The following is a 23,676-nucleotide window of genomic DNA, read 5'->3' as shown; positions in this document are numbered from 1 at the left end:
GGAGTGCGCCGGGTCGGGGTTCGGATGAATCGGGCAACAGGCGGCCGCACGCGCCGGCCGTGCCTGTCTTACAGAAGGCCCGCCTCGCGCAGCGCGTCGCGCACGGCGTCATGGCAGCGCGCATCGAGCGGCGTGAGCGGCAAGCGAATGCCGCCCGCGATCTTGCCCATTTGCTGCAGAGCCCATTTCACGGGGATCGGATTCGCCTCGATGAACAGGTTCTTGTGCAGCGACAGGAGCTTCAGGTGAATGTCCCGGGCCGTCTTCGCGTCGGCAGCAAGCGCGGCGCGGCACAGTTCGCTCATCGCGCGCGGCGCGACGTTCGCCGTTACCGAGATGTTGCCGTGGCCGCCGAGCAGCATCAGCGCGATCGCAGTGGGATCGTCGCCGCTGTAGATCGCAAAATGAGCCGGTGCCGACTTGATCAGGTGCGCCGCGCGATCGATATTGCCCGTTGCCTCCTTCACGCCGACGATGCCCGGCACCTGCGCAAGGCGCAGGATCGTCTCGTTCGACATGTCCGCGACCGTGCGCCCCGGCACGTTGTACAGGATCATCGGCAGATCGACGGCCTCGGCAATCGCCCTGAAGTGCCGGTAGATCCCTTCCTGCGTCGGTTTGTTGTAATACGGCACCACTTGCAGCGTCGCATCGGCACCGACCGATTTCGCGCGCCTCGACAGTTCGATCGCCTCGGCCGTCGAATTGCCGCCCGCGCCCGCGATGATCGGAATCCGCTTTGCCGCCTGGCGAACCGCGGTCTCGATCATCAGCACATGCTCGTCGACCGCGAGCGTGGCCGATTCGCCGCTCGTGCCGACCACCACGAGGGCATCCGTCCCCTCTTCGATATGCCAGTCGATCAGCTTGCGAAAGGCCGCCAGATCGAGGCTGCCGTCATCGAGCATCGGGGTGACGATCGCGGGGATGCTGCCGCGGATTTGAATGCCGTCTTGAGTGCCGTTGGTCATGAAACAAACACGATGAAAAATCGGTAAGCGTCGATTGTAGCGGATTAGACGGCCATTCCGTAACGCGGCATTCCCGAGCCTTGCCGCATCGCGCGGCAAGCGCCGCCGCCGTCATCCGCGTCAGTTGTACGACAGGCCCATTGCCTCGCGCACGTCACGCATCGTCTCCGTCGCATGCTTACGCGCCTTGTCGCAACCGTCCGCGACGATTGCGCGCAGCAGCGACGGGTCGTCCATATATTTCTGCGCACGTTCGAGCATCGGCTGCTGCTCGCGCAGAATCCCTTCGATCACCGGCTGCTTGCATTCGAGGCAGCCGATACCCGCCGAACGGCAGCCCTTTTGCACCCAGTCGTGCGTCGCCTCGTCCGTGTAGACCTGATGGAGCTGCCACACCGGGCACTTATCCGGATCGCCCGGATCGCTGCGGCGCACGCGGGCCGGATCGGTCGGCATCGTGCGAACCTTCTTGCCGATCGTCTCGGCGTCCTCGCGCAAGCCGATCGTGTTGCCATACGACTTGGACATCTTCTGCCCGTCGAGGCCGGGCATCCGCGACGCTTCGGTCAACAACGCCTGCGGTTCGACCAGAATGATCTTGCGCGCGCCTTCGAGGTAGCCGAACAGCCGCTCGCGGTCGCTCATCGACAGGCTCTGCGATTCCTGCAACATCGCGCGCGCCTGCTCGAGCGCCTCGTCGTCGCCCTCCTGCTGGTAGGCATTGCGCAGCTCGTGATAAAGCTTCGCGCGTTTGCCGCCCAGCTTCTTCGCCGCCTCGTTCGCCTTCTCCTCGAAGCCAGGCTCGCGGCCGTACAGGTAATTGAAGCGGCGCGCGATCTCGCGCGTCATCTCGACGTGCGGCACCTGATCCTCGCCCACCGGCACGAGCGAGCCGCGGTACAGCAGGATGTCGGCCGCCATCAGCACCGGGTAGCCGAGAAAGCCGTATGTCGACAGATCCTTGTCCTTGAGCTTCTCGATCTGCTCCTTGTAGGTCGGCACGCGCTCGAGCCAGCCGAGCGGCGTGCTCATTCCGAGCAGCAGCGCAAGCTCAGCGTGCTCGGGCACCTTGCTCTGAATGAAGAGCGTCGCCTGCGTGGGATCGATGCCCGCCGCGAGCCAGTCGATCAGCACATCCCAGACGTTCTTCTCGATCACCTCGGGCGTTTCGTAGTGCGTCGTCAGCGCGTGCCAATCGACCACGCAAAAGAAGCACGGATACTCGGATTGCAGCTTCACCCAGTTCTTCAGCACGCCGTGGTAATGGCCGAGATGGAGCGAGCCCGTGGGTCGCATGCCGGAAAAAATACGGTCTGGGAACATGATTGTCGTTAGAAAAGCGAAGCGAAAGGGGTCAGGATGGCCGTGACGGCCGCATAGCCGGCGCCGACGAGCGGACGCAACCAGAATTTCGTCAGCAGCCCCGTCGCCACGAGCGCAAGCACGATCAGGAAACCGTACGGCTCGATCCGCGACAGCGCGATCGACTGCTTCGGCGGCAGCAGCGCGGCCAGAATGCGGCCGCCGTCGAGCGGCGGCAGCGGAAAGAGATTGAGCACCGCGAGCACCAGATTCACACCTACGCCCGCGGCCGCCATCCGCGTGAAGAACGGCTCGTCAATCGACAGCGCCGCGAGGCCGATGCTCACGAAACCCCACACGAGCGCCTGCACAAAATTGCAGCCCGGCCCGGCGAGCGATACCCAGAATGTTCCCCAGCGCACGTCGCGCAAATTGCGGAACGTGACGGGCACGGGTTTCGCATAACCGAACAGGAACGCGCCGCTCGTCAGAAAATACAGGGCGAGCGGAATCACGATCGTGCCGATCGGGTCGATATGGCGCATCGGATTGAATGACACGCGGCCCATCATGTACGCGGTGTTGTCGCCGAGCAGGCGCGCGGCATAGCCGTGCGCGGCCTCGTGCAGAGTGATTGCGAAGATCACGGGAAGCGCATAGACGGCGATCGTCTGGATCAGGGAAGCATTCATAGCACGCTATTGTAACAAGCGGAAAATAGGCGGACGGTGCGTGGTCCGACAGGTATGTACGCGCGGGCGGCCTGGCAGTGGGAAGGTCCCGGCAGCCGGGCCGCACCGCTCGTGCTCACGCGGAAAGGCCGAACGGCTCGAGCGGCCCGCGCCCGGCCCGCACGAGTTGCGGTTCGTCGCTCGTCAGATCGATCACGGTCGACGGCTCGCGCGGACATGCGCCGCCATCGATCACGAGATCGAGCTGCTTTTCGAGACGCGCGCGAATATCGTCCGGATCGTTGAGCGGATCGGGATCGGGCGGCAGGATCAGCGTCGTGCCAAGGAGCGGCTGGCCAAGTGTCTCGAGCAGCGCGAGCGTGATCGCGTGCGCGGGCACGCGCAACCCGATCGTCTTGCGCGACGGGTGTGACAGCCGGCGCGGCACCTCCTTCGTCGCCTGCAGGATGAACACGTATGGCCCGGGCGTCACCGACTTGATCAGCCGGTATTGGCGGTTGTCGACCATCGCGAACGTCGCCAGCTCGGACAGATCCCGCACGAGCAGCGACAAATGCTGCTTCTCGTCGAGCCCGCGAATCCGCCGCACGCGCTCCACCGCATCCTTGTCGTCGAGATGGCACGCGAGCGCATAGCTCGAATCGGTCGGCAGCGCGATCACGCCGCCGCCGCGCACGATCTCGGCTGCCTGCTTGACAAGCCGCGGCTGCGGATTGTCCGGATGAATCCTGAAAAATTGGGACATGGGGACAGAAGGAATCGGTCGACGCGCGCGCCGGCTTCCGGCCGGCCGCGCGGCTGCGCGAACGCCGCTACAGCCAGCGCTCCCAGACGGGTTTGAGATCGGATGGCAGCGGCGGCAAGCCGCCGAGTTCGGTGCGGCCCTCGCCGGGCGCGTGGAAATCGGAGCCGCGCGACGCCTCGAAGCCGAAACGCCGCGCGACATCCGCATATTCGCGGTACTGATCGGGCGTGTGGCTGCCCGTCACGACCTCGATCGCGACGCCACCCAGCTCGACGAATTCGCCGAAGAACGCATCGAATTCGACCGGCGTGTACGCGTAGCGGCCGGGATGCGCGACGATCGCCTCGCCGCCCGCCGCCTTGATCCACCCCACCGCGTCGGCCAGCTTCGCCCAGCGGTGCGGAACATAACCGGGCTTGCCGTCGCCGAGGATGCGGTCGAACACGTCGGCCGTCGACGTGGCGTAACCGCTGTCGACGAGAAAGCGCGCGAAGTGCGTGCGCGAGATCAAGTCCGGATTCGATACATACGCGAGCGCGCCCTCGTATGCGCGCTCGATGCCGAGCGCCGCGAGCGCGTTGCCGATCTCGACCGCGCGCGCCGCCCGGCCGTTGCGGGTTTGGTAAAGGCCGTCGATGAGCGTGCGGTTCTCCGGATCGATATTCAGGCCGACGATGTGCACCGTGCGCGATGCCCACGTCACCGAGATCTCGACGCCGCTCAGGTAGCGCATGCCAAGCGCCTCGGCGGCTTCGCGCGCGGCGCGCTGCCCGCCGAGTTCGTCGTGATCGGTCAGCGCCCAGAGCGTGACACCGCCCGCGTGCGCGCGGCGCGCGACGTCGGCGGGACTGAGCTTGCCGTCGGAGACGTTCGAATGGCAGTGAAGGTCGGCGTTCATGGTCGGCATCGAGGGTAGATATCCATTCTACTGCAATGCGCAAATGAACCAATGCGCCGGAAACGGCGGCGCGGCGCGCGTGCTGCGCATGGCGTTGCGCCGGCCTCGATGACCCGGGCCGAAGCTAGCGTTGCCGTGGCGCCTTCATGGCGGCGGCGCGCCAAGGGCCGCTTGGACATACGGCCGGGCAAGCGCGCCCGGATGCCGCGCGTGCGTCGCTCGCGGGTCCGGCATGCTTCGGCGTCCGCCCGGATGCGAATCGGCTCGCAACCAGCCAATTGCGCGACGGTGCATCGAACGGGGCGGCCCGCCCCATCATGCGCAAAATGCTTCGATCAACGCCGCGACCTGCTCCGGCTGATCATGGTGGACCATATGCCCCGCATCCTCGATGAGCTTCTCGCGCCAATCGCCGAACGCGGCGAAACGGGCCTTGAATTCGGGAATCGGAATCCCGCGCGCGATAAACGCGAGCGTCGGCGAATCGACCGCCTCGACGTGCAGCACCTTTGCGCGCACCTTCGACCACACCGCCATCACCTCGTCGAGCCGGTACAGCATCGGCCCGCGCATTTTGTGCGCGGGATCGGCAAGAAGCCGGTACTGGCCATCCAGATCGCGAGCCGACCAGTGTTCGGCAAGAAACGCCGCGCGGCGCGGGTCCAGGCGCGGATTCGTCTTGATCAGGCGCGCGGCGACGGCGTCGAGCGATGCGTAGCGGCTGAGCGTCGGCGGATCGCGCAGATCGTCGAGCCACTGCGCGATCCGGCGCGGCGACTCGTCGATACTCGCGGGCGCGAGCCCGAAACCCTCCAGATCGACAACCCGCCGCACCCGCTGCGGCCGCACGCCCGCATACAGGCACACGACGTTCGCGCCCATGCTGTGCCCGACCAAATTGACTTCGCCTTCGGGCGTGTAATGGTCGATTAGCGCTTCGAGATCGCCGAGATATTCATGGAACCAATAATGGCCGCCCCCGTGCGCCGCGACCGGCCAATCAGACAGGCCGAAGCCGCGCGCATCGGGCGCGATCACCTGCCAGTCGCCGGCGAGCGCGTCGACGACGAACTGGAACGACGCCGCAACATCCATCCAACCGTGCAGCATGTAGAGCGTCGGCGCTTCGGGCCGCCCCCAGCGCCGCACATGCAGCTTGACGCCGCGGACCGTGACGAAATCGGAGACGGATTCGGTGGAGTGCATTGTCAGTCCAAAAAAAGAATGATCGTTCGTTTTATTCTATCGTGCGGTGCACCGTCAACGTCGATCAATCGCCGTGTTTGCGTGGGTGTCGAGGCACTTCTCTAAAGAAAATCGTGGGCCGTCCGACGGCGGCTGCGCCACCGGCAAACGGCGCGGCTAGCGTGCGTCGACGGCCTCCCGCGCGGCGAGCGCCGCCAGCTCGACTTCGTCGAATCCCGCCGAGCGGCGCGCATCGAAATTGAACGGCCCGCGCAGCCGCGGCGCGCGATACTGGCTGGCGAGCCGCTCATAAGCCACATGAGGATCGAGTTTCGCATCGCCGCACAGGTGACGAAACCAGCGATTGCCGATCCACACGTGCCCGATCTCGTCGCGCAAAATCACGTCGAGAATCGCCGCGGACGCATGATCGCCCGCCCACTCGAGCCGCGCACGAATCGGCGGCGACGCGTCGAGCCCGCGCGCCTCCAGCGTGCGCGGCACGAGCGCCATGCGTGCGAGCACGTCGCCCGCCGTGCGCTCGCACATCTCCCAAAGGCCGTTATGCGCGGGAAAATCGCCGTATGCGTGACCCAGTTGCGCAAGACGCGCGGCTAGCAGCGAATAATGGTGCGCCTCCTCCGCCGCGACCTTCAGCCAATCCGCATAGAACTCAGCCGGCATCCGTGGAAAACGCCACACTGCATCGAGTGCGAGATTGATCGCATTGAATTCGATATGCGCGAGCGCATGCAGCAGCGCCGCGCGCCCCTGCGGCGAGCGCATGCCGCGCCGCTCGAGCCGCGCCGGCTCGACGAGTTCGGGGCGCGCCGGCCGCCCCGGCAAGCCGCCTTCGGGAACGCTCAGCACGCGTTGCGGCAAGACAGCCGCGCGGCCGTCCTGCAACGCCGCGCGCAATTCGGCGACAAGCGCGGCCTTGCGCGCGGGATCGGGTTCGCCAAGCGCGGCGAGCGCGCCGCTGCGCACGCAACGCACGGGCTGGGGCGACGAAGTCGGAACGAATGACATGAAAAGAGGCACGAATGCGCACCGGCGGCGCGCACGGACAATCGGAACAACCGGTTTACAATAGACGATTCGATCGCGCCGCATTCACGCGCGACGCCACTCGCGCGCCATTGTACCGGCCGCCTGAACGCCCCACATGGAGACAACATGGCCATCTATAAGCTCGGCGATCACGCGCCGTCCATTCACGAAAGCGTGTTCGTCGCCGACAACGCGACGATCGTCGGCAAGGTCGTGCTCGAAGAGAACGCGAGCGTCTGGTTCGGCGTGACGATCCGCGGCGACAACGAGCCGATCACGGTCGGCGCCGGCAGCAACGTGCAGGAAGGCTCGGTGCTGCACACCGACCCCGGCTGCCCGCTCGTGATCGCGCCGAACGTGACGATCGGCCATCAAGCGATGCTGCATGGCTGCACGATCGGAGAAGGTTCGCTGATCGGCATCCAGGCGGTGATCTTGAATCGTGCGGTAATCGGCCGCAACTGTCTGGTTGGCGCAGGCGCGGTGGTGACCGAAGGCAAGACGTTCCCCGACAATTCGCTGATTCTCGGGGCACCGGCGCGGGCCATGCGCACGCTGTCCGACGAAGACATCGCCCGGATGCATATGAACACGCAAAGCTATGCGATGCGGCGCGCGTATTTCAAGGAGCAGCTCGTGCGGATCGGCTGACCGGCCGGTCCGCACGAGCCGTTTGTTTGTCGAGGAAAAAAGTGAGCGACCAGTTACAGAAATTCATGTTCAACACCGCCCCGGTGCGTGGCGAAATCGTTTCGCTGCGCAATACGTGGCGCGAGGTGCTCACGCGCCGCGACTATCCCGCTCCCGTGCGCAACGTGCTCGGCGAGATGATGGCGGCATGCGCGCTGTTGTCGGCGAACCTGAAGTTCGACGGCACGCTCGTCATGCAGATTTACGGGGACGGACCAGTGAAGATGCTCGTCGTCCAATGCAGCTCCGATCTGGCGATGCGTGCGACTGCCAAGCTGTCGGGCGAGCTGGGCGAATCCGACTGGGACGGCGCGTCGTTCGCCGACCTGATCAACGCGAGCGGCCACGGACGTTGCGTGATCACGCTCGATCCGGCCGACAAGCGCCCCGGCCAGCAGCCCTATCAGGGCATCGTGCCGCTCAACGGTGACGACGGCCCGCTCGCGTCGGTCGCCGACGTGCTCGAACACTACATGCACCATTCCGAGCAGCTCGACACGCGCCTATGGCTCGCGGCGAATCATGAGCGTGCGGTCGGCGTGCTGCTGCAGAAACTGCCGGGCGACGGCGGCATCGTGCCGCGCGCCGAGCAAACCGACACGGATACCTGGGAACGTGTCTGCACGCTCGGCGGCACGCTATCGACACAGGAGTTGCTCGAAGTGGAACCCGAGACCGTGTTTCGCCGTCTGTTCTGGCAGGAGCATGTTCAGCATTTCGAACCGGCCGCGACGCGCTTTCAATGCACGTGCTCGCGCGAAAAGGTCGGCGCGATGCTGCGCATGCTCGGGCGCCCCGAGATCGACAGCGTGATCGAAGAGCGCGGTCACGTCGAAATCCATTGTGAATTCTGCAATCAACGTTACGAATTCGATCCGGTCGACGTCGCGCAATTGTTCACGTCGCCCGAACTCGGCGCGGGCGTCACACCCGCCGCCGCGCAACGGCATTGACCCGCGCGCGTCGGCTCAAGTTACGAGTCAGCATGGAGGTAAGCCTCATGAAACCGATCATTGTTCGCGCCGCACCGCTCGCCGCGCCGCTTGCGGCATTGCTCGCCGCCGCATCGCTCACGGCCTGCGTCGCGCCGCCGTCGACGACCGTCTTGAGCCGCCTGCCCGAGCGAACCGGCGCAACTCCCACGCTCACGCCTGAAGAGCGCAAGCGCTACGACGAGATCGACAAGCAGGTAATGCGTGAACAAAACGCGGCCATCGCGGCGCAAGAAGCGGCGCGCGCGATATCGTATTACACCCCGCCCGTCACTTATTACGGCGGATATTACGGCGGCTGGGGGCGCGGCTGGGGCACGGGCCTGAGCTACGGCTATCCGGGCTGGTGGTGGTAAGAGAAGACCGGCGCCCGGCCGCTTGCGGCCAATTCATCACCAGCAGGAAAGAAAAACGCGGCCCGCACGTGCGGGCCGCGTTTTTTATATCGAATCGTGCACCGTGACGTCAGCCGTCGTGACGCGCCGTGGGCTTGTGTGTAGTCGTCTTATCCGCGCTGCGCCGCTTTTCCGGTTTCGCGCGCGACTCGGGATTCGGCACGACGCGCACCGGCGCGGCCGATACGTCACCGCGCGTCGCCGTCGATGACTGCGTAGTGCCCGACACCGCAGGCATCGGCGAATTCGGCGACACGAACTGCACGAACACCTCGCCGTCCTTCACCATTCCCATTTCGTAGCGCGCGCGCTCCTCGATCGCCGCGGTGCCGTTTTGCAAGTCCTGCACCTCGCCCGCGATGCGCTCGTTGCGCAGCTTGTCGTCGGCGTTTTTCTGCAATTGATTGCTCAACTGCTGACGCAATTCGTGAACCCGCAGCCAGCCGCCATGCCCCCACCATAAGGGGTACTGAATCAACGCCAACAAGGCGATCAGAACGACGGTAACAAGCCGCATGAATAAGCCGCAGATATAAGAAGCGCCGCTTCACGGGGAACGCGAAGCGGCGTCGACAGAACCAAGACCGATAGTAACGCGTCAGCGCAGGTTATAGAAAGCCGATTTGCCCGGATAGCTGGCGATATCGCCGAGATCCTCTTCGATGCGCAACAGTTGGTTGTACTTCGAAATCCGGTCGCTGCGCGACAGCGAGCCCGTCTTGATCTGACCGGCATTCAGGCCGACCGCGATGTCGGCAATCGTCGAATCCTCGGTTTCGCCCGAGCGATGCGAAATCACGGCGGTATAGCCCGCGCGCTTTGCCATTTCGATCGCCGCGAACGTTTCGGTCAACGTACCGATCTGATTGATCTTGATGAGGATCGAGTTCGCGATGCCCTTCTCGATGCCTTCCTTCAGAATGCGCGTGTTCGTGACGAACAGATCGTCGCCGACCAGCTGCACCTTCTTGCCCAGACGCTCGGTCAGAAGCTTCCAGCCGTCCCAGTCGCCTTCGTGCATGCCGTCCTCGATCGACACGATCGGGAACTTGTCGGCGAGCGTCGCGAGATAGTCGGTGAACTCGGCCGACGACAGTTGCAAGCCTTCGCCCGCGAGCTGGTATTTGCCGTCGTGGTAGAACTCGGATGCCGCGCAGTCGAGCGCGAGCAGCACGTCTTCGCCCGCGCGATAGCCGGCTTTCTCGATCGCCTGCAGGATCGTCGACAGGCACTCGTCGTTGCTGCCGAAGTTCGGCGCGAAACCACCTTCGTCACCGACAGCCGTGCTCATCCCACGGTCGCTGAGGATCTTCTTCAGCGCGTGGAACACCTCGGCGCCGCAGCGCAGCGCTTCGCGGAACGTCGGCTGGCTCACCGGCACGATCATGAATTCCTGGATATCCAGGCTGTTGTTCGCGTGCGCGCCGCCGTTGACGATGTTCATCATCGGCACCGGCAGTTGCATCGCGCCCGAGCCGCCGAAGTAGCGGTACAGCGGCAGGCCGGCTTCCTCGGCGGCCGCCTTTGCGACGGCCATCGATACCGCAAGCAGCGCGTTCGCGCCGAGGCGCGACTTATTGTCGGTGCCGTCGAGTTCGAGCAAGGTCTTGTCGAGGAACGCCTGCTCGGACGCGTCGAGGCCCATGATCGCTTCGGAGATTTCGGTGTTGATATGCTCGACCGCCTTCAACACGCCCTTGCCGCCATAGCGGCCGGCCTCGCCGTCGCGCAGCTCGATCGCCTCGCGCGAGCCGGTCGACGCGCCCGACGGCACCGCTGCGCGGCCCATCGTGCCCGATTCGAGCAGCACGTCGCATTCGACGGTCGGATTGCCGCGCGAATCCAGAATCTCGCGGCCGATGATATCTACGATTGCACTCATGGTTTCCTCTGAAATTGACGATGAATTCTGTCTTCAGCGACGGCGGCTGCCGCCCGCGCGAGAACTGCTTGCGTTACTGACGCGCGCGACGGCTGCCAAGTTCATTAATTGAAATCGTTTTCCAGGAACGGGGCGCGCTTGACCGCCTGGTCGAGCGTGACGAGTATCTCGAGCAATGCGGCCATCCGGCCGAGCGGCACCGCGTTCGGGCCGTCGGACTTCGCTTCGGCCGGGCTCGGATGAGTCTCCATGAAGAGCCCCGCGACACCCGTGGCCACAGCCGCGCGCGCCAGCACCGGCACGAATTCGCGCTGGCCGCCCGAACTCGTGCCCTGCCCGCCCGGTAACTGCACCGAATGGGTCGCATCGAATACGACGGGCGCGCGCGTCTCACGCATGATCGCGAGCGAGCGCATGTCCGACACAAGATTGTTGTAACCGAACGACACGCCACGCTCGCACGCGAGGAAGCGGTCCTCGGACAGCCCCGCTTCGCGCGCGGCGGCACGCGCCTTATCGATCACGTTCTTCATGTCGTGCGGCGCGAGAAACTGGCCCTTCTTGATGTTGACGGGCTTGCCCGAGCGCGCGCACGCGTGGATGAAATCGGTCTGACGGCATAAAAACGCAGGCGTCTGCAGCACGTCGACGACCGACGCGACGGCCTCGATCTCGTCGATCTCGTGCACGTCGGTCAACACCGGCACGCCGAGCTGACGCTTCACCTCGGCGAGAATGCGCAACCCCTCGTCCATCCCGAGGCCGCGGAACGACTTGCCCGAACTGCGATTGGCCTTGTCATACGACGACTTATAGATGAACGGAACACCGAGCTTCGCGCAGATTTCCTTCAGCCTGCCCGCCGTATCGATCGTCATCTGCTCGGATTCGACGACGCAGGTGCCCGCGATCAGGAAAAACGGCTTGTCGAGCCCGACTTCGAATCCGGCTAGTTTCATGCTTTCACTCCGGCGCGCGCGTGCTGATACGCAAGCGCGGCTTCGACGAACGACTTGAAGAGCGGATGGCCGTCGCGCGGCGTCGACGTGAATTCCGGATGGAACTGCACGCCGACGAACCATGGGTGCATCGAGCGCGGCAATTCCATCATCTCTGGCAGATCCTCGCTCGGCGTGCGCGCGCTGATCACGAGGCCGCCTTCCTCGAGTTGCGGCACGAAGCGGTTGTTGACCTCGTAACGATGGCGGTGACGCTCGTTCACGTCGCTGCCGTAAATCTCCTCGGCAAGCGTGCCCGCCTTGATCGGGCAACGCTGCGAACCGAGCCGCATCGTGCCGCCGAGATCGGATTCCTCGTTGCGCTTCTCGATCTTGCCGTCACGGTCGTACCACTCGGTGATCAATGCGACGACGCGCTCCGTCGTGTTCGGATCGAACTCGGTGCTGTTCGCGTTCTTCAGCCCGACCACATCGCGCGCGAACTCGATCACGGCAAGCTGCATGCCGAGGCAAATACCGAGATACGGCACCTTCGCCTCGCGCGCATGGCGGATCGCGGCGATCTTGCCTTCGGTGCCGCGCCGGCCGAAACCGCCCGGCACGAGCACCGCGTCGAGATGCGCAAGGCTCGCGGTGCCGTTCGCCTCGAGTTCTTCCGAATCGATGTACTCGATGTTGACTTTCGTCGACGTATGGATCGACGCATGGCGCAGCGCCTCGATCAGCGACTTGTACGACTCCGTCAGATCGATGTACTTGCCAACCATGCCGATCGTCACCTCATGCTTCGGGTGCTGGATCTTTTCGACGAGTTCGGCCCACATCCGCAAATCGGCCGGCTGCGGATCGAGCCGCAATTCCTCGCAGATCAACCGGTCGAGGCCCTGATCGTGCAGCATCTGCGGAATCTTGTAGATGCTATCGACGTCCCACACCGAGATCACCGCGTCTTCCGGCACGTTCGAGAACAGCGAGATTTTCTTCGATTCGTCGTCCGGAATCGGACGGTCCGCGCGGCAGAGCAGCACGTGCGGCGAAATGCCGATTTCGCGCAGCTTCTGCACGCTATGCTGCGTCGGCTTCGTCTTGAGCTCGCCCGCCGTCGCGATGAACGGCACGAGCGTCAGGTGAACGAAGCATGCGCTGTTGCGGCCAAGACGCAGGCTCATCTGGCGCGCCGCCTCGAGGAACGGCAGCGACTCGATATCGCCCACCGTACCGCCGATCTCGACGATCGCGACATCCGGCTCGCCGCAGGTGGCCGACGCCGCGCCACGCTCGATGAACGCCTGGATCTCGTTCGTGATGTGCGGAATCACCTGCACGGTCTTGCCGAGGTAATCGCCACGGCGCTCCTTGCGGATCACCGATTCGTAGATCTGACCGGTCGTGAAATTGTTCGCACGGCGCATCTTCGTACTGATGAAGCGCTCGTAGTGGCCGAGATCCAGATCGGTTTCAGCGCCGTCTTCCGTCACGAACACTTCGCCGTGCTGAAACGGGCTCATCGTGCCGGGATCGACGTTGATGTAGGGATCGAGTTTGAGGAGGGTGACTTTGAGACCGCGCGATTCGAGGATCGCGGCGAGAGAAGCGGCGGCAATACCCTTGCCGAGGGAAGAAACTACGCCGCCGGTGACGAAAACATATTTGGTCATCGCTGGATGCTCGCGGGAAAAACGGATTATACCGTAAAGGCCGCGCATCTCTCAGCAATCGACGCCCGAAAACCTTGCCACCTTACCGCCGGCGCATGCGTGCCGCAACCGGCCTCGCGCTCGCACTGCGCGGCCGGAGCCGGGCGGTGCGTCACCCGCCCGCTACCGCCCCATGCATCATTCGAAGCTATGCGCCGCGGCCGCGCTGCCGTCGACGCGCAGCGCGTTGAGCATCCGCTGCAGCGCCCGCGCGGTCTCGATCGGCCGCTCCATCGGGAAAAGATGGCTGCCCTCGATCCATTCGATCCGCCCGCGCACCGTGCGGCGCGTCGCGTCGAGCCCGACCTGGCGAATCTCGCGCGAGCGCGTGCCGGCGAGAAAACCAACCGGCACCGGCGCGCCGCGCGACAGGCGCGGACCGAGCGTGTGCGGCACTGTCCGGTAAATCATGTATTCGATCTGGCGATCGAACGCGAGCGAGCGCTCGCCCGCAGGACTTGTCTGCGGAATGCCGTAGTCGATGTAATCGGACAACATTCGCTCGTCCCAGCGGGCAAATGCAGGCTTCTGACGGAAATGGCGCCAGACTTCGTCGCGGCTCGCCCAACGGGTGCGGCGGTTTCGCGTAGCGGCGGCGGGCGACAAACGCTCGTCGAGCCCCGCCCATTGGCTTACGCGCCACGCGCTGCTGCGCCAGCCGGCGATCACGGGCGAATCGATCATCACGACGCCCCGCACCCATTGAGGACGCTTGAGCGCCGCCATCAACGACAGATAGCCGCCGAGCGAGTGGCCGACGAGCCATACGGGCCGCTCATACGTGCGACCGATATCGTCGAGCAATTGCTCGACGAGGTGCGCCCAGTCCCGCGTGACAGGAAAGCGCTTGTCGTGGCCGATCCGCTCGATATAGCGCAACTCATATTCGTCCGCCAGCTCGGCGAAGATCGTCCGGTAAGTGGACGCCGGAAAGCCGTTGGCGTGCGAGAAATGGATGATGTCCTTCAAAGCGCCGTTGTCCCTTGCTGTTCTCGAGATTGCTTCCGATTGCCTCACCGGTCCATCCAGTAGCGCCGATGCACGTCGCGATACCGTACCGGCACGATCGGCTCATCGCTTGCCGCGACGTCGATGCGCACCGCGCCGTCCCAATCGGTGCGCGGCAGCTCGATACCGCGCCTGGCGTAGCGCGCCCAGACGCTCGGATGAGGATGCCCGAAACGGCTTCGATAGCCTACCACAATGTTGTTATTGGAATTAGCACGTAACCCATTGATTCTTAAAGAATAGTCTCGCGCCGGTCAGCTTCGAGACTTTCATCTACTGCTAAATTTTTGTGTCAAACCGAAGGGGTTATCGAAGAAGTTGGGCACGATTTGGTCACAGCGGTACGTGCCGGTTCGATCACGACGCACTCGACGGCACGCCGCCGTCGCGCTTCTGGTTCTGGCAACAGAACTGAGCGAACAACGGCACCGCAAGATTCGCCCCGCAATACGGGCACCGGTTCATATCCGTTTTGCTTGCAACCCATGCTGCGAACCCGAAAGGATCGTCGGTCGATGGAGGATTTTGCGCCTCGTTGGCATTGCTCATAGACACCTCTAATCGTTGGCTCGGGTTAGCGCGGCATAGTCTCGTTCGCATTGCTCGCCGGCGATGCGGGCGCGATCAGCGTATTCCGCCAACTCTCCCGCTCGCGTGTCAGCCCGGCCGAGCACGTCGGCGAGCAAATCGAGGGCGTCGCCGGTTGGCGCGCTTCCGGCGGTAGGGGTGGGATGGCGGCCGCGCTCGACAAGCACGGCGACTTGCTTGCGCAGGCCGTCAGCAGCAGCAGAAGCAGAAGCAGCGGCGACAGCATCAGCGCGCGCCCGGTCACGTTGTTTCGCAGCATCTTCAGCAATCTCCTGTTGGGCCGCGGTGCGGCGTTGTTCCTCGGTGCGCGCGGCGGCAACGGCATCAAGTTGCGCCTTCTGCGCGGCAGCCGTCGTCGTGCGCACGCCGTCGGCGTGCCCTTTAAAATAGCCGGTCGCCGAGCCGATGACGCCGGCCGCACCAATGACCAGCCAGAGGCGCGGGTCGAGCCACGTCATGCGCCGCTCCGCATCATGGCGGCGAGCCGCGTCGCACGCGCGCCAACCTGCCCCGCCCATTTCGACGCAAGCATGCCGTCCGCCGCCGCCGCGTAGTCGCCTCGCTTCATCGCCGCCAGCGTGTTCACAAACGTCAACAGCTTGCCGCCCATGTTGAACGCCATGTTCATCAGCACACGCTGTCGGACTGAATCAAGCGAGCGCCACCACGGCAAATTGCGATCGAGCCACGCCTCGGTATCGGCCCGGTCGTTCTCGTACATCAAGTCGATTTCGTTATCGCGAAACCCCTTGTCGGTCAGATTGCGGCCAATCCCACCGCTCACCTTGCCCACGGTGTCGACGTAGATCCGGTTTCGCCTGTCTTCGTCACGCGTCAATTCCGCCTTCAGCTTCGCTGCGTCGTAACTGCTCACGCTTACTTCTCCCCAAAAATCATCTTGGCTTTCCGGCGCAGCAGCACTTCCAAATACTGCGACCCGATGATGCCGAGCGCGCTGCCGATGCCGAGCAGCGCGATCGGCGGCAAATCGGGAATCTGCAACAGCGCAATGCCGGCGACCATCGATGTCGCCGAGCCGAGCATGGCTCTCCCGATGACGAGCCGAAACGTCAAGTTCTCATGTCCGACCAGCACTTTCGCGATGCCAATCAACGCACCCATGATGATCAGTTCCAAAATCGTCTTCTCGTGCTCTTGCATAACCCCGTCCCCTATAGCTCGATCCATTGCCGACCGTTGAATCGGTACTCGACCATGAGCCCGGCGAGTACAGTCTTATTTGCACCGGATTTATTAACGATCGAGTTAACCGGCGCGAGATCGCCGCCGTAACTCGTATGGATAATCGTTGTGTCATTCAACATCGAGAGGCACACGCGACGCCCTGCGTAGCCCCCGTTGATGGTGCCGAAGCTGCCACCACCGATAATCGCGAGCGTGCCTTGCGGGATCGTCGGCGGCAAATTCAGCGCCGCACCGTCCAAGGGGCGACCGGTCAGAATTAACCCGCTGCCAACAGGCGGCTGCCCTGCCGGCAACGTCACGTATTGGTTCGTGTCGGGATCGCCAACGTCGATGCCTGCGGTTCGAACCGGCGTATTGATCGGCCTGTCCGTTTGTCCTTGGAATCGGTTGTGCTTAATCACTGCTGTCGACGGCGTGTTGACAATGATCCCGTTGTTGCCGGCGATGAAGCCGTTGCCGGTAATGATCGTGTCACCGCCGGTAAGCTCGATACCCGCCCCGTTGTTGTACCAAGCATTGCCATTTACGATCGTGGTGAGCAAGCCTGGGTTCGTGTTGATCAGCACTCCCGTTCGATTCTGCGCAGACACCTGCCAGCCGATCAAACGCGTATCGTGACAGTTCCCCTCAACTTGAATGCCGATACTGCCGGGATTCGCATAGTTGAGCATGCTATCGGCCCAGAAACCTATCACGGTCGTCGAATCCGCATTTTGAATCAGCGTACCGACTTGATAGCCGAAGCTAAAATTGTTCGTGAACATGCAGCCGTCAACACCGTCGTGCAAACTGTATGCGGTACCCGGCCGCAACAGTAAATCACCTCGCCCGGTAGCCGCCACCGACGCGATCGTTGCGAATGGCCAGAAATGGCACTTGTTGATGTGCGGGATATCACGGCACTCGGTCATGTCGATCCCGTTGTTGCAATCACCGTACACGTACATGATCCGCGGGCGATTACAGCCGGACAAGTACACCGCACGGTCAAAGCCGAGGATCAAAAGACGCTCGAGCGTGATGTCTTCGCCAACCCCGATAATCGCGGTGCCGGCCCAATCACGGATATCAGTTGCGGGAAAGGTCATTCCTTTCCGATAAAGCAGCGCACGCGTGAAGGATGCGTTGCTGTGAACGCGAATCGCCGCCGCCGAATTTAAGATTAACGCCCCGCACACATTGGCGTAGGGAGTTGAATAGTTGCTGCCCGGTGAACCGACGCCTTCATACCGCCCCATAAGAGCGACATTCGGAAGGATGTCCAAATCGCCATCAATCAACGACCGCCCCCCTGCCGGGATATAGACGATGCCGCCACCGCGCGCGAACATATAATCGATCGCTTTCTGATAGGCGCTACGGTCGTTCGTCACACCATCGCTACGCGCACCAAAAACCGCCGCAGATACTGCGTCGGTGTATTGCAGTTCATAGCCAATACCACGTGCGGTGACAATCTGCGTTCCGTCGTTGTCGTAGTCGGCGGGAGCATTGCGGTGCTGCGGAACATAGAGGCCGCCACCGCCATCAGCAGGCGCATCAGCGCCCGCGACAAATACGCTCTTCGTCGACGTGTCGACAGCCCGCAACATCGTGCGATTATCAACGACCGGCGTCTCGACCGCCCCGATTTCGAGTGACAGCGAGATCGGGTTACCATCGTTGTTAAAGCCAAGCGCAGCGTTGGAGCGCGCTGATTTCGTCGGTAAATTTTGATTCAACGATGATGACTTTTCAGTGCGCGGAAAGAGCAACGCGAGTTCAAGCGTGCTCGCGTGTTGCTGATCGATCATCGTCAGCTTGTCGAGCGCTTTCTCTGTCGTGCCCGACGGGAACGGATCGTTCTGCTGATATTTCGATTCTTGCGTGATCGGTACAACGCGTGAAATTGTCAGCAAGTTGCCTGCTGCGATCGACACAAGCAACGTAAGCGATCCACCGCTCTCGTTTCCCGCCCCGAACAACGTGAAGTCTGTGCCATGCGTAAGATCTCGGCCAGCCCCATCAGGCGAGACGATATAAGCAACGATGTGATCGTCGCTAAGGAAATAGAACGGAATCGGGAAATGCACTGTCGCCCCGTCCGTCTGGTAGGCAATTTCCTGAAAATCGGATGTGACCGTCATGGCGCAGCCCTTGCGTGGACTGCGCCATATTGGCGAATGTCAGACGGGGAATCCCCCGTTATTCGCTAAGTGCTTGGCTCAGGTCTGGCGCACGTTGGGGTGCGGCCGCGCCTGGTTGCCAGTAATAATCGTTGTGGTATTGATTGCGCGACCGGTTCACGTTCCGCTGGGTCACGCCCGGCGACAAGTTCTCGGCGAGATTGTCCCATATCAGGCGGTTCCACACGGTTTTCCAGAACCACAGGTTCACGAGCGGCGTGTTCGATTGCGCGATCTTCAGCAGGTCTGCGCCGACGTGGGTGTCCTTGCCCTGTGCCGCGTCCTGCACGTTCGACGACACGGCGCGTAGCGGCTGAAACAGCGTCGACAGCAGCGGGCCGCCGACCGCGCTGCCGAGCAGCGAGCCGTAGTCGGCCGACTCGAACGCGGCAACCAGCATATCACCCGCAAAGCCTGCACCACCCCCGACCGAAAATGCACGCGTCCAAAATCCGGCGGCGTGCTTTGGGTCATCAAACATCGGCTCCGGGTCTTTACCAGCGAGCAGATTTTTCGCCTGCGTCGAGATCGCGCCGATCAGCGTCGTGCTCACGACGAGCGCCGCGGCGTAGGCCATCGGGTTCGCGAGCGCCGGCGCGCCGTCAACGTGAAAGTCTCCCGAGCGGCGCATGTCGCCGATACGCCCCCAATGCCGCGAGATCATCGCGATCGGGAACGACTTGAACTGCATGAAGGTCTTTTTCAGCTCGCCCATAGCGGTGCCCGGCGTGGCAGACGCGATCACTTTCGTGCGCAGGTCCGGGTTCAGCACGGCGAACTCCCCTTCCTCGCGGATCATGCCAAGCAGTTTCGGCACGACGTCCGCCGCGCGCGCGTCGCCAGTCGCATACAGCGCGTCGGGCGTGAGATATTCGGCGTCGCCGTACTTGCCCGGCGTGGCCTTGTTCACCACGGCCCAATCGTCTGCCGTAATCCCGGCGCGAGTCAGCGCGCGCCGGTCCCATTCGGTCAGGCTGTTCCAGTCGGTGCGGCCGATGCCGGCAAGGCCACGCATCATGTGCGACTGGAATGCCGTGCGCAACGCGTCGGTCCAACCGGTAACGCCGCCGAACTTCATCGTCGCCGCAGACAGGTTCCGCGCCCACGTCGTCGCCAGATTGTCGGTGCCCCACCGGTTCAGCCCATGCTCGAGCGATTCGGCGATCAGCCCTTGCGACGACAGCCACGAGCGGAAGTCTTTCGAACCCGGCGTCGACAGCCGCGCGGCAGTGCCGAGCGTCTTGAAGAACGGCACCTTGTTATAACCTGCCGTCACAAACATTGTGCCGACGTCACCAAGCGCAGCTAGGATCGTGCCTTGAAGTTTAACCGCGCTTACCGTCGTGCGTAGCGTCTCCATCCGACGGGCCAATGCAGGATTGACCGGCGTGTTCGTCGCCCCTGTCACATAATTCCAGTACGCGCCGATCGATGTCATGCCACCTTCGAGCGTGCGCAACTCCGTCCGATCGTGCTGTGCGGTTAGCTGCATCTGCGTGCGCATGTTGCGAGTCGGGTTCGGTCCGTAACGCTCAACGAGTGCAATGTTCTTCGACATGCCGCCGACATGATCGATCAGCGCATTCAGCAACGAGCCTTCGCCGTACATGCGGTTGTATTCGATGTGCGCGTCGGCATCCTTGAAATGGAGCACACGATGTTGCGATCCGGCGTTCGCGCGCGCGGCGCCGCCCTTCGCCTCGCCGGGCACAATCTTGTTGACCCCACCATAGGCAATCGTATCCCACACGCCCTCTTTACGTGGTGCTATCAGACCGCGCGCCGCCGCGTTACGCTGCTCCCAATCCTCGCGATTCTCGCCAGTCAGCACACGACGTAGATCCGCATCATTCATTGGGTTGCCGGCGTCGTCGAGATATTGTGTCCGGTCGAGGCGCGGCAAAACAAAATCCGCCCACGCGTGGCGCGCGGCGTCGGACCCATTGCCGAGCACCTTATCCTGGCTGTGCCGAATCGGCACATAGCCGTAATCGAGTTGCCCGACGTCGCCGCCAGCCCGGTTAAAACGCTCACGCATAGCGTTCGACGTCGCACTGATCTGCTCAGCGGCTGCCTTTGCTACTTCATTTCCGGTCGAGCCATCTGCGCCCCGATAAATCTCGCGGATAATATCGCGCTCCATAGCCGGGTTGTCCACATCAAACGCGCGTGCGACAAAATTTTGGCCGTGTTTCATCGCCTCAATCGCGCCCATCGTGCCGCGCATGTAATCGGCCTTGATCGCGCCGGCGAGTTCGTATGCTTGTTCGATGTCGGCTTTCACAATCTTCTCACGCGCCCGTTTAGAGTGAGCCTTTTCGGGATCGGAGAACAACGCCTCTTGAATCCGGTCAGTCGTTTGGATTTGCTTTGCAATTTGCAACTGCTGACGCAACCGCATGAGATCAGCTTCACGCTCGAGTTGTTGGCGTGCCCACTCTGCACCTGCCTTGATGCGCTCCGCGTCCGACATTGATCGCCAGGCATCGATATCGCCGCGCGAAACGGCGCGCATCCCGGCGCGCACACGGTTTTCGATCCCGTCGATCTCGGCCTGCGTAAGCTTTCGCCCAGCCGATTGTTCGACAGCGCTGACACATTTCTGGTGCATTTAACCCCCCAGGCTGATAAAACAATTCGCCGCCACGTCGAACAGTTGCGCGTCCTGCCAGTTCATCGCATGCTCTTCGTCGATCTGCTGCAAAAGTTCTGCAATCGTGCCGGTGCGCTCGCCGGCCGGCGTGTCTATGGTGATCTGGCTGTGCGTGTCGTTGAGCGCGGCTTCGCGTAGATTTGCGTCAATAGCTGCCGCTACCGGGCCCCCGTTGCCTTTCGTGCCGCCTGGGCCTACAATATTTTTGCCGGTCCCGAGGCTAGCTGTGTCATCCGAGGGTTTTAAAGAGGCGGTGTCCATCGTAGCGTCTCTTCCGGCATTTCTGCCTTCGTATGCTGTCAGCAGCCACGTCTTAGGATTCCCCTTCCAGTCGAGACTCACAACGGCGTGCCCCGTGTCGTCGACCAGTCGCACACGATTCGGCCCCGATTTTGCCTCGTCCTTGTGCAAGCGCGACAAAAACCCCTGCAAGTCACCCATGACCTCCGGATGCTTTGCAGCGATCTTCGCCAGTCCGAACCCTTCGCTGCGTCCCTGTGGAGCTTTGCCGTACACAAGGTCGATATCGCCCACATCGGGGTGATGAAGCGCCGCCGTCGCCTCGCCAGTCTGGTCCGCCATCAACCGTTCGATCGCGCCCTTTGCATCCCCTCGAAAATTATCGTGAATCGGGCCGAAAATTCCCGTGCGTGGTTCCCCTGCAGGGTGTGGATCGGCACTTGCAAGCGGGCTAACGTCCGGTCTTGCAGCCTGTGCACGCACCACGCCCTCAATGAATTGCGACAGCGGCGTGCGGCGCGTCGCCGGCACGTCGATCGTTGCGCGCGACGCGCGCAGATCGGCAAGCTGCGAGTCGAGCGCCCCAAGCTGCTGATGCGCCTGCTGCGCACGCGTGTTTCGCTCAATCGCCGCACGCAATCGCCGAACCTGGAGATCGTGATCGGCGACGAGCGCGTCGATACGCTTTTGCGCTTCCGCAGCGGCGCTCTTATAACGCATGCCTTGGCCCTGCAATTGCCGCGTCAAGTCTTTGACGCCGCCCGGCGAATCGTCCGGACGCGCGGCGACGAGTTGGTCTAGCTCGGCACGCATTTGTGTGACCGTACTTGGCTCGGCCAAATCAGCCGCTTGTTGCACAATTTGCGACCGTTGTGCCTCGGTGTCAGCGATTAGAGAATCAAGCGCCGTTGCGCGTGCGGCATCGTCCGGCGTAACAAAATGCGCGACGTCGGGAAATTGCCCGTTGTCCATCTGGCGCGCAGCAAGTTCGAACATGTCCTGGTGCGCGGCCATTCCGTTAATATCGTCTGGCCGACCGAACACGTATGCATCATCGACGATCCGCTGCCCGCGTGCGATGAGTGCTGCATCCACCTCTTGCGGCGTCGGTTTGAACGTGAAATCATCAATCGCGCGATCGGCCATATACGCATTCACGCGATCCAGATACGCAGCAGACTCACGCGGCATCGTGCCATCGCCTTTCAAGGCAGCGGCCGCGCGTGGACCGCCGTTGTAGTCCGCGATTACAGCCTGAATATCCCCTTTGTAATACTTCATGGTCTCAGCGAGATAACGGGCCATGCCGTCAAGAGCCTGCACCGGGTCGGTCGGATCAGCGACACCGTATTTCCGCAGATTGCCGGGCATCATCTGCGACACTCCACGAGCGCCCTTCGGGGACACCTGATTCGAATTCGACTTCTCACCGGCATTCTTCAACGCAAGCATCAACGCCGGCGGCACCCCTTCGCGCTGCGCGACCTGTACCGCGTAGGCATCGAGCGCCGGTGCGTTGTAGGGGAGCGCCTTACGTGCGGCAACATCCATGCTCGTGAGCGGCACGTCCTGCGCAGGCGTTGCGGCGGAAGGGGTAGCGCCTACCGCGCGATTCGCTCGTGCGACTCCTACTGCGTGCACGCCACCGAGAAAACCGGCAACCATCGTAGCGGCAGCAAGGTTCGTCGGATCAAGCGGATCAGATTGATCCGATAGGTGTCCCCAACCGGCGTTGCGCAAAATGGCTTTCTCGGCCGCAGCCTGCCCGACGGCCATGCCCGGCCCACCTACGGCGACGAGCCCCGCCGTGCGCGCGAGCGTCGAGCCACCGGCCGGGAGCACGGCGCCGGCGCCTGCGAGCGCGCCCTCTACCGCGCCGACCGCGGTACGCGTGCCGACATCGACGCCCTGCCGCTTCAGGTCTTCGGCGCGCGACATGCCGATCGACGTGCCGCCGACAGCTGCGCCGGCGAGCGGACCGCCGAACACCGCGGCCGGCACGATCTGCGTGAGGCCCGACACGACGCCTTGCACGATCTGGTCGATTGCCGTTGTCTTCGTCGGGTCCGGCTTCAGCGTCGACGCGAGATCGTAGCCGCGCGCGCCGAGCGGCGATTCGAAGAGATGGCCAGATTTCGCGCGCGCGATATTTTCTTGCTGGTCGGACGCCGCGAGCGCAATCGGATCAAACGTGAGCGAACCGGGCACGTTAGTAAGCTGCCCTACCGCCGCGCCGGTATCGGCCGCCGCACCGAACAGCGCCGCACCGCCCTGTCCAAGGCCGCGGCCGATCGCACGCGCAATCGAACCGATACCTGTAGACGGCGAGCGCACTGGATCAAGCGGTAACGAAACACT

The 23,676-nt window shown here is 63.1% G+C and carries 23 protein-coding genes and 1 pseudogene; 4 read left to right on the top strand and 20 right to left on the bottom strand.

Going from position 1 to position 23,676, the window contains the following annotated elements; genetic code table 11:
- Window positions 1-68 precede the first annotated feature (68 nt).
- The 7 genes from dapA to WS68_RS18500 all read right to left on the bottom strand — a co-directional run bounded on the left by dapA (window position 69) and on the right by WS68_RS18500 (window position 6,789).
- On the bottom strand, window positions 69-971 hold the full coding sequence (dapA, locus tag WS68_RS18530) for a 4-hydroxy-tetrahydrodipicolinate synthase (RefSeq protein WP_059572134.1): 903 nt from the start codon (window positions 969-971) through the stop codon (window positions 69-71).
- Between the two features lie 120 nt (window positions 972-1,091).
- A complete protein-coding gene (locus tag WS68_RS18525; protein ID WP_059572133.1) occupies window positions 1,092-2,294 on the bottom strand; it encodes a tryptophan--tRNA ligase in 1,203 nt (400 codons plus the stop codon).
- A gap of 8 nt (window positions 2,295-2,302) precedes the next feature.
- Complete coding sequence (locus tag WS68_RS18520; RefSeq protein ID WP_059572132.1) at window positions 2,303-2,965, bottom strand: site-2 protease family protein; 663 nt, start codon at window positions 2,963-2,965, stop codon at window positions 2,303-2,305.
- Between the two features lie 115 nt (window positions 2,966-3,080).
- A complete protein-coding gene (locus WS68_RS18515) occupies window positions 3,081-3,710 on the bottom strand; it encodes an L-threonylcarbamoyladenylate synthase (protein ID WP_059516665.1) in 630 nt (209 codons plus the stop codon).
- Between the two features lie 67 nt (window positions 3,711-3,777).
- Window positions 3,778-4,608: a 3',5'-nucleoside bisphosphate phosphatase gene (locus WS68_RS18510; RefSeq protein WP_059572131.1), complete on the bottom strand. Its 831-nt coding sequence runs from the start codon at window positions 4,606-4,608 to the stop codon at window positions 3,778-3,780.
- A 315-nt stretch (window positions 4,609-4,923) separates the two neighbouring features.
- Window positions 4,924-5,814: an alpha/beta fold hydrolase gene (locus WS68_RS18505; protein ID WP_059572130.1), complete on the bottom strand. Its 891-nt coding sequence runs from the start codon at window positions 5,812-5,814 to the stop codon at window positions 4,924-4,926.
- A gap of 156 nt (window positions 5,815-5,970) precedes the next feature.
- Window positions 5,971-6,789 (bottom strand): ferritin-like domain-containing protein, encoded by an 819-nt coding sequence (locus tag WS68_RS18500; protein ID WP_197419643.1) that lies wholly within the window; start codon window positions 6,787-6,789, stop codon window positions 5,971-5,973.
- A gap of 180 nt (window positions 6,790-6,969) precedes the next feature.
- On the opposite strand from WS68_RS18500, the gene WS68_RS18495 reads away from it, so the two are divergent.
- From WS68_RS18495 to WS68_RS18485, 3 genes are read left to right on the top strand one after another with little or no spacing between them, the layout of a single operon-like run.
- Window positions 6,970-7,494, top strand: a complete 525-nt coding sequence (locus WS68_RS18495; RefSeq protein WP_059572128.1) for a gamma carbonic anhydrase family protein — start codon at window positions 6,970-6,972, stop codon at window positions 7,492-7,494.
- A 41-nt stretch (window positions 7,495-7,535) separates the two neighbouring features.
- Window positions 7,536-8,486: an Hsp33 family molecular chaperone HslO gene (gene hslO / locus WS68_RS18490; RefSeq protein WP_059572127.1), complete on the top strand. Its 951-nt coding sequence runs from the start codon at window positions 7,536-7,538 to the stop codon at window positions 8,484-8,486.
- A gap of 47 nt (window positions 8,487-8,533) precedes the next feature.
- Window positions 8,534-8,881, top strand: a complete 348-nt coding sequence (locus tag WS68_RS18485; protein WP_059572220.1) for a hypothetical protein — start codon at window positions 8,534-8,536, stop codon at window positions 8,879-8,881.
- Between the two features lie 109 nt (window positions 8,882-8,990).
- Here the strand turns inward: WS68_RS18485 and ftsB are convergent, their stop codons facing one another.
- From ftsB to WS68_RS18420, 13 genes and pseudogenes are all read right to left on the bottom strand, one after another.
- Complete coding sequence (gene ftsB / locus WS68_RS18480; protein WP_059572126.1) at window positions 8,991-9,437, bottom strand: cell division protein FtsB; 447 nt, start codon at window positions 9,435-9,437, stop codon at window positions 8,991-8,993.
- Window positions 9,438-9,518: 81 nt separating this feature from the next.
- The gene (eno, locus tag WS68_RS18475) at window positions 9,519-10,802 is read right to left on the bottom strand and encodes a phosphopyruvate hydratase (RefSeq protein ID WP_059516650.1); all 1,284 of its coding nucleotides are present in this window, start codon (window positions 10,800-10,802) and stop codon (window positions 9,519-9,521) included.
- Window positions 10,803-10,906: 104 nt separating this feature from the next.
- Window positions 10,907-11,761, bottom strand: coding sequence for a 3-deoxy-8-phosphooctulonate synthase (kdsA, locus tag WS68_RS18470; RefSeq protein ID WP_059572125.1), 855 nt, complete (start codon window positions 11,759-11,761; stop codon window positions 10,907-10,909).
- Window positions 11,758-13,419, bottom strand: coding sequence for a CTP synthase (locus tag WS68_RS18465; protein ID WP_059572124.1), 1,662 nt, complete (start codon window positions 13,417-13,419; stop codon window positions 11,758-11,760). Before WS68_RS18465 ends, kdsA begins: the two co-directional genes overlap by 4 nt.
- A gap of 177 nt (window positions 13,420-13,596) precedes the next feature.
- Window positions 13,597-14,427, bottom strand: coding sequence for an alpha/beta fold hydrolase (locus WS68_RS18460; protein WP_059572123.1), 831 nt, complete (start codon window positions 14,425-14,427; stop codon window positions 13,597-13,599).
- 44 nt (window positions 14,428-14,471) lie between these two features.
- Window positions 14,472-14,657 (bottom strand): annotated as a pseudogene (locus WS68_RS18455) (competence protein ComEC); the annotation flags it as partial.
- Between the two features lie 166 nt (window positions 14,658-14,823).
- Window positions 14,824-15,015: a hypothetical protein gene (locus tag WS68_RS18450; RefSeq protein WP_059516639.1), complete on the bottom strand. Its 192-nt coding sequence runs from the start codon at window positions 15,013-15,015 to the stop codon at window positions 14,824-14,826.
- 8 nt (window positions 15,016-15,023) lie between these two features.
- Window positions 15,024-15,512 (bottom strand): DUF2514 family protein, encoded by a 489-nt coding sequence (locus WS68_RS18445; protein ID WP_059516636.1) that lies wholly within the window; start codon window positions 15,510-15,512, stop codon window positions 15,024-15,026.
- Window positions 15,509-15,928: a glycoside hydrolase family protein gene (locus WS68_RS18440; protein WP_059516634.1), complete on the bottom strand. Its 420-nt coding sequence runs from the start codon at window positions 15,926-15,928 to the stop codon at window positions 15,509-15,511. The genes WS68_RS18445 and WS68_RS18440 overlap by 4 nt, the downstream gene beginning before the upstream one ends.
- 2 nt (window positions 15,929-15,930) lie before the next feature.
- Window positions 15,931-16,215, bottom strand: coding sequence for a phage holin family protein (locus WS68_RS18435; RefSeq protein ID WP_059516631.1), 285 nt, complete (start codon window positions 16,213-16,215; stop codon window positions 15,931-15,933).
- A gap of 11 nt (window positions 16,216-16,226) precedes the next feature.
- Window positions 16,227-18,386, bottom strand: coding sequence for a hypothetical protein (locus WS68_RS18430; protein ID WP_059516629.1), 2,160 nt, complete (start codon window positions 18,384-18,386; stop codon window positions 16,227-16,229).
- A 58-nt stretch (window positions 18,387-18,444) separates the two neighbouring features.
- Window positions 18,445-21,036 (bottom strand): hypothetical protein, encoded by a 2,592-nt coding sequence (locus WS68_RS18425; RefSeq protein WP_059516627.1) that lies wholly within the window; start codon window positions 21,034-21,036, stop codon window positions 18,445-18,447.
- The gene (locus WS68_RS18420) at window positions 21,037-23,352 is read right to left on the bottom strand and encodes a lytic transglycosylase domain-containing protein (protein WP_231753058.1); all 2,316 of its coding nucleotides are present in this window, start codon (window positions 23,350-23,352) and stop codon (window positions 21,037-21,039) included.
- Here WS68_RS18420 and WS68_RS29020 point away from each other — a divergent pair.
- On the top strand, window positions 23,347-23,667 hold the full coding sequence (locus WS68_RS29020) for a hypothetical protein (RefSeq protein WP_231753057.1): 321 nt from the start codon (window positions 23,347-23,349) through the stop codon (window positions 23,665-23,667). The genes WS68_RS18420 and WS68_RS29020 overlap by 6 nt on opposite strands.
- The last annotated feature ends 9 nt before the right edge of the window (window positions 23,668-23,676 follow it).

This window comes from Burkholderia sp. TSV86 (genome assembly GCF_001522865.1).
GTDB lineage: Bacteria > Pseudomonadota > Gammaproteobacteria > Burkholderiales > Burkholderiaceae > Burkholderia.
This window is presented reverse-complemented; position numbering and strand designations above follow the sequence as displayed.

Coding starts and splice junctions, on each gene's coding strand:
- dapA (WP_059572134.1), bottom strand. CDS start 971: ATGACCAACGGCACTCAAGACGGCATTCAAATCCGCGGCAGCATCCCC.
- WS68_RS18525 (WP_059572133.1), bottom strand. CDS start 2,294: ATGTTCCCAGACCGTATTTTTTCCGGCATGCGACCCACGGGCTCGCTC.
- WS68_RS18520 (WP_059572132.1), bottom strand. CDS start 2,965: ATGAATGCTTCCCTGATCCAGACGATCGCCGTCTATGCGCTTCCCGTG.
- WS68_RS18515 (WP_059516665.1), bottom strand. CDS start 3,710: ATGTCCCAATTTTTCAGGATTCATCCGGACAATCCGCAGCCGCGGCTT.
- WS68_RS18510 (WP_059572131.1), bottom strand. CDS start 4,608: ATGAACGCCGACCTTCACTGCCATTCGAACGTCTCCGACGGCAAGCTC.
- WS68_RS18505 (WP_059572130.1), bottom strand. CDS start 5,814: ATGCACTCCACCGAATCCGTCTCCGATTTCGTCACGGTCCGCGGCGTC.
- WS68_RS18495 (WP_059572128.1), top strand. CDS start 6,970: ATGGCCATCTATAAGCTCGGCGATCACGCGCCGTCCATTCACGAAAGC.
- WS68_RS18485 (WP_059572220.1), top strand. CDS start 8,534: ATGAAACCGATCATTGTTCGCGCCGCACCGCTCGCCGCGCCGCTTGCG.
- ftsB (WP_059572126.1), bottom strand. CDS start 9,437: ATGCGGCTTGTTACCGTCGTTCTGATCGCCTTGTTGGCGTTGATTCAG.
- eno (WP_059516650.1), bottom strand. CDS start 10,802: ATGAGTGCAATCGTAGATATCATCGGCCGCGAGATTCTGGATTCGCGC.
- kdsA (WP_059572125.1), bottom strand. CDS start 11,761: ATGAAACTAGCCGGATTCGAAGTCGGGCTCGACAAGCCGTTTTTCCTG.
- WS68_RS18465 (WP_059572124.1), bottom strand. CDS start 13,419: ATGACCAAATATGTTTTCGTCACCGGCGGCGTAGTTTCTTCCCTCGGC.
- WS68_RS18450 (WP_059516639.1), bottom strand. CDS start 15,015: ATGAGCAATGCCAACGAGGCGCAAAATCCTCCATCGACCGACGATCCT.
- WS68_RS18445 (WP_059516636.1), bottom strand. CDS start 15,512: ATGACGTGGCTCGACCCGCGCCTCTGGCTGGTCATTGGTGCGGCCGGC.
- WS68_RS18435 (WP_059516631.1), bottom strand. CDS start 16,215: ATGCAAGAGCACGAGAAGACGATTTTGGAACTGATCATCATGGGTGCG.
- WS68_RS18430 (WP_059516629.1), bottom strand. CDS start 18,386: ATGACGGTCACATCCGATTTTCAGGAAATTGCCTACCAGACGGACGGG.
- WS68_RS18425 (WP_059516627.1), bottom strand. CDS start 21,036: ATGCACCAGAAATGTGTCAGCGCTGTCGAACAATCGGCTGGGCGAAAG.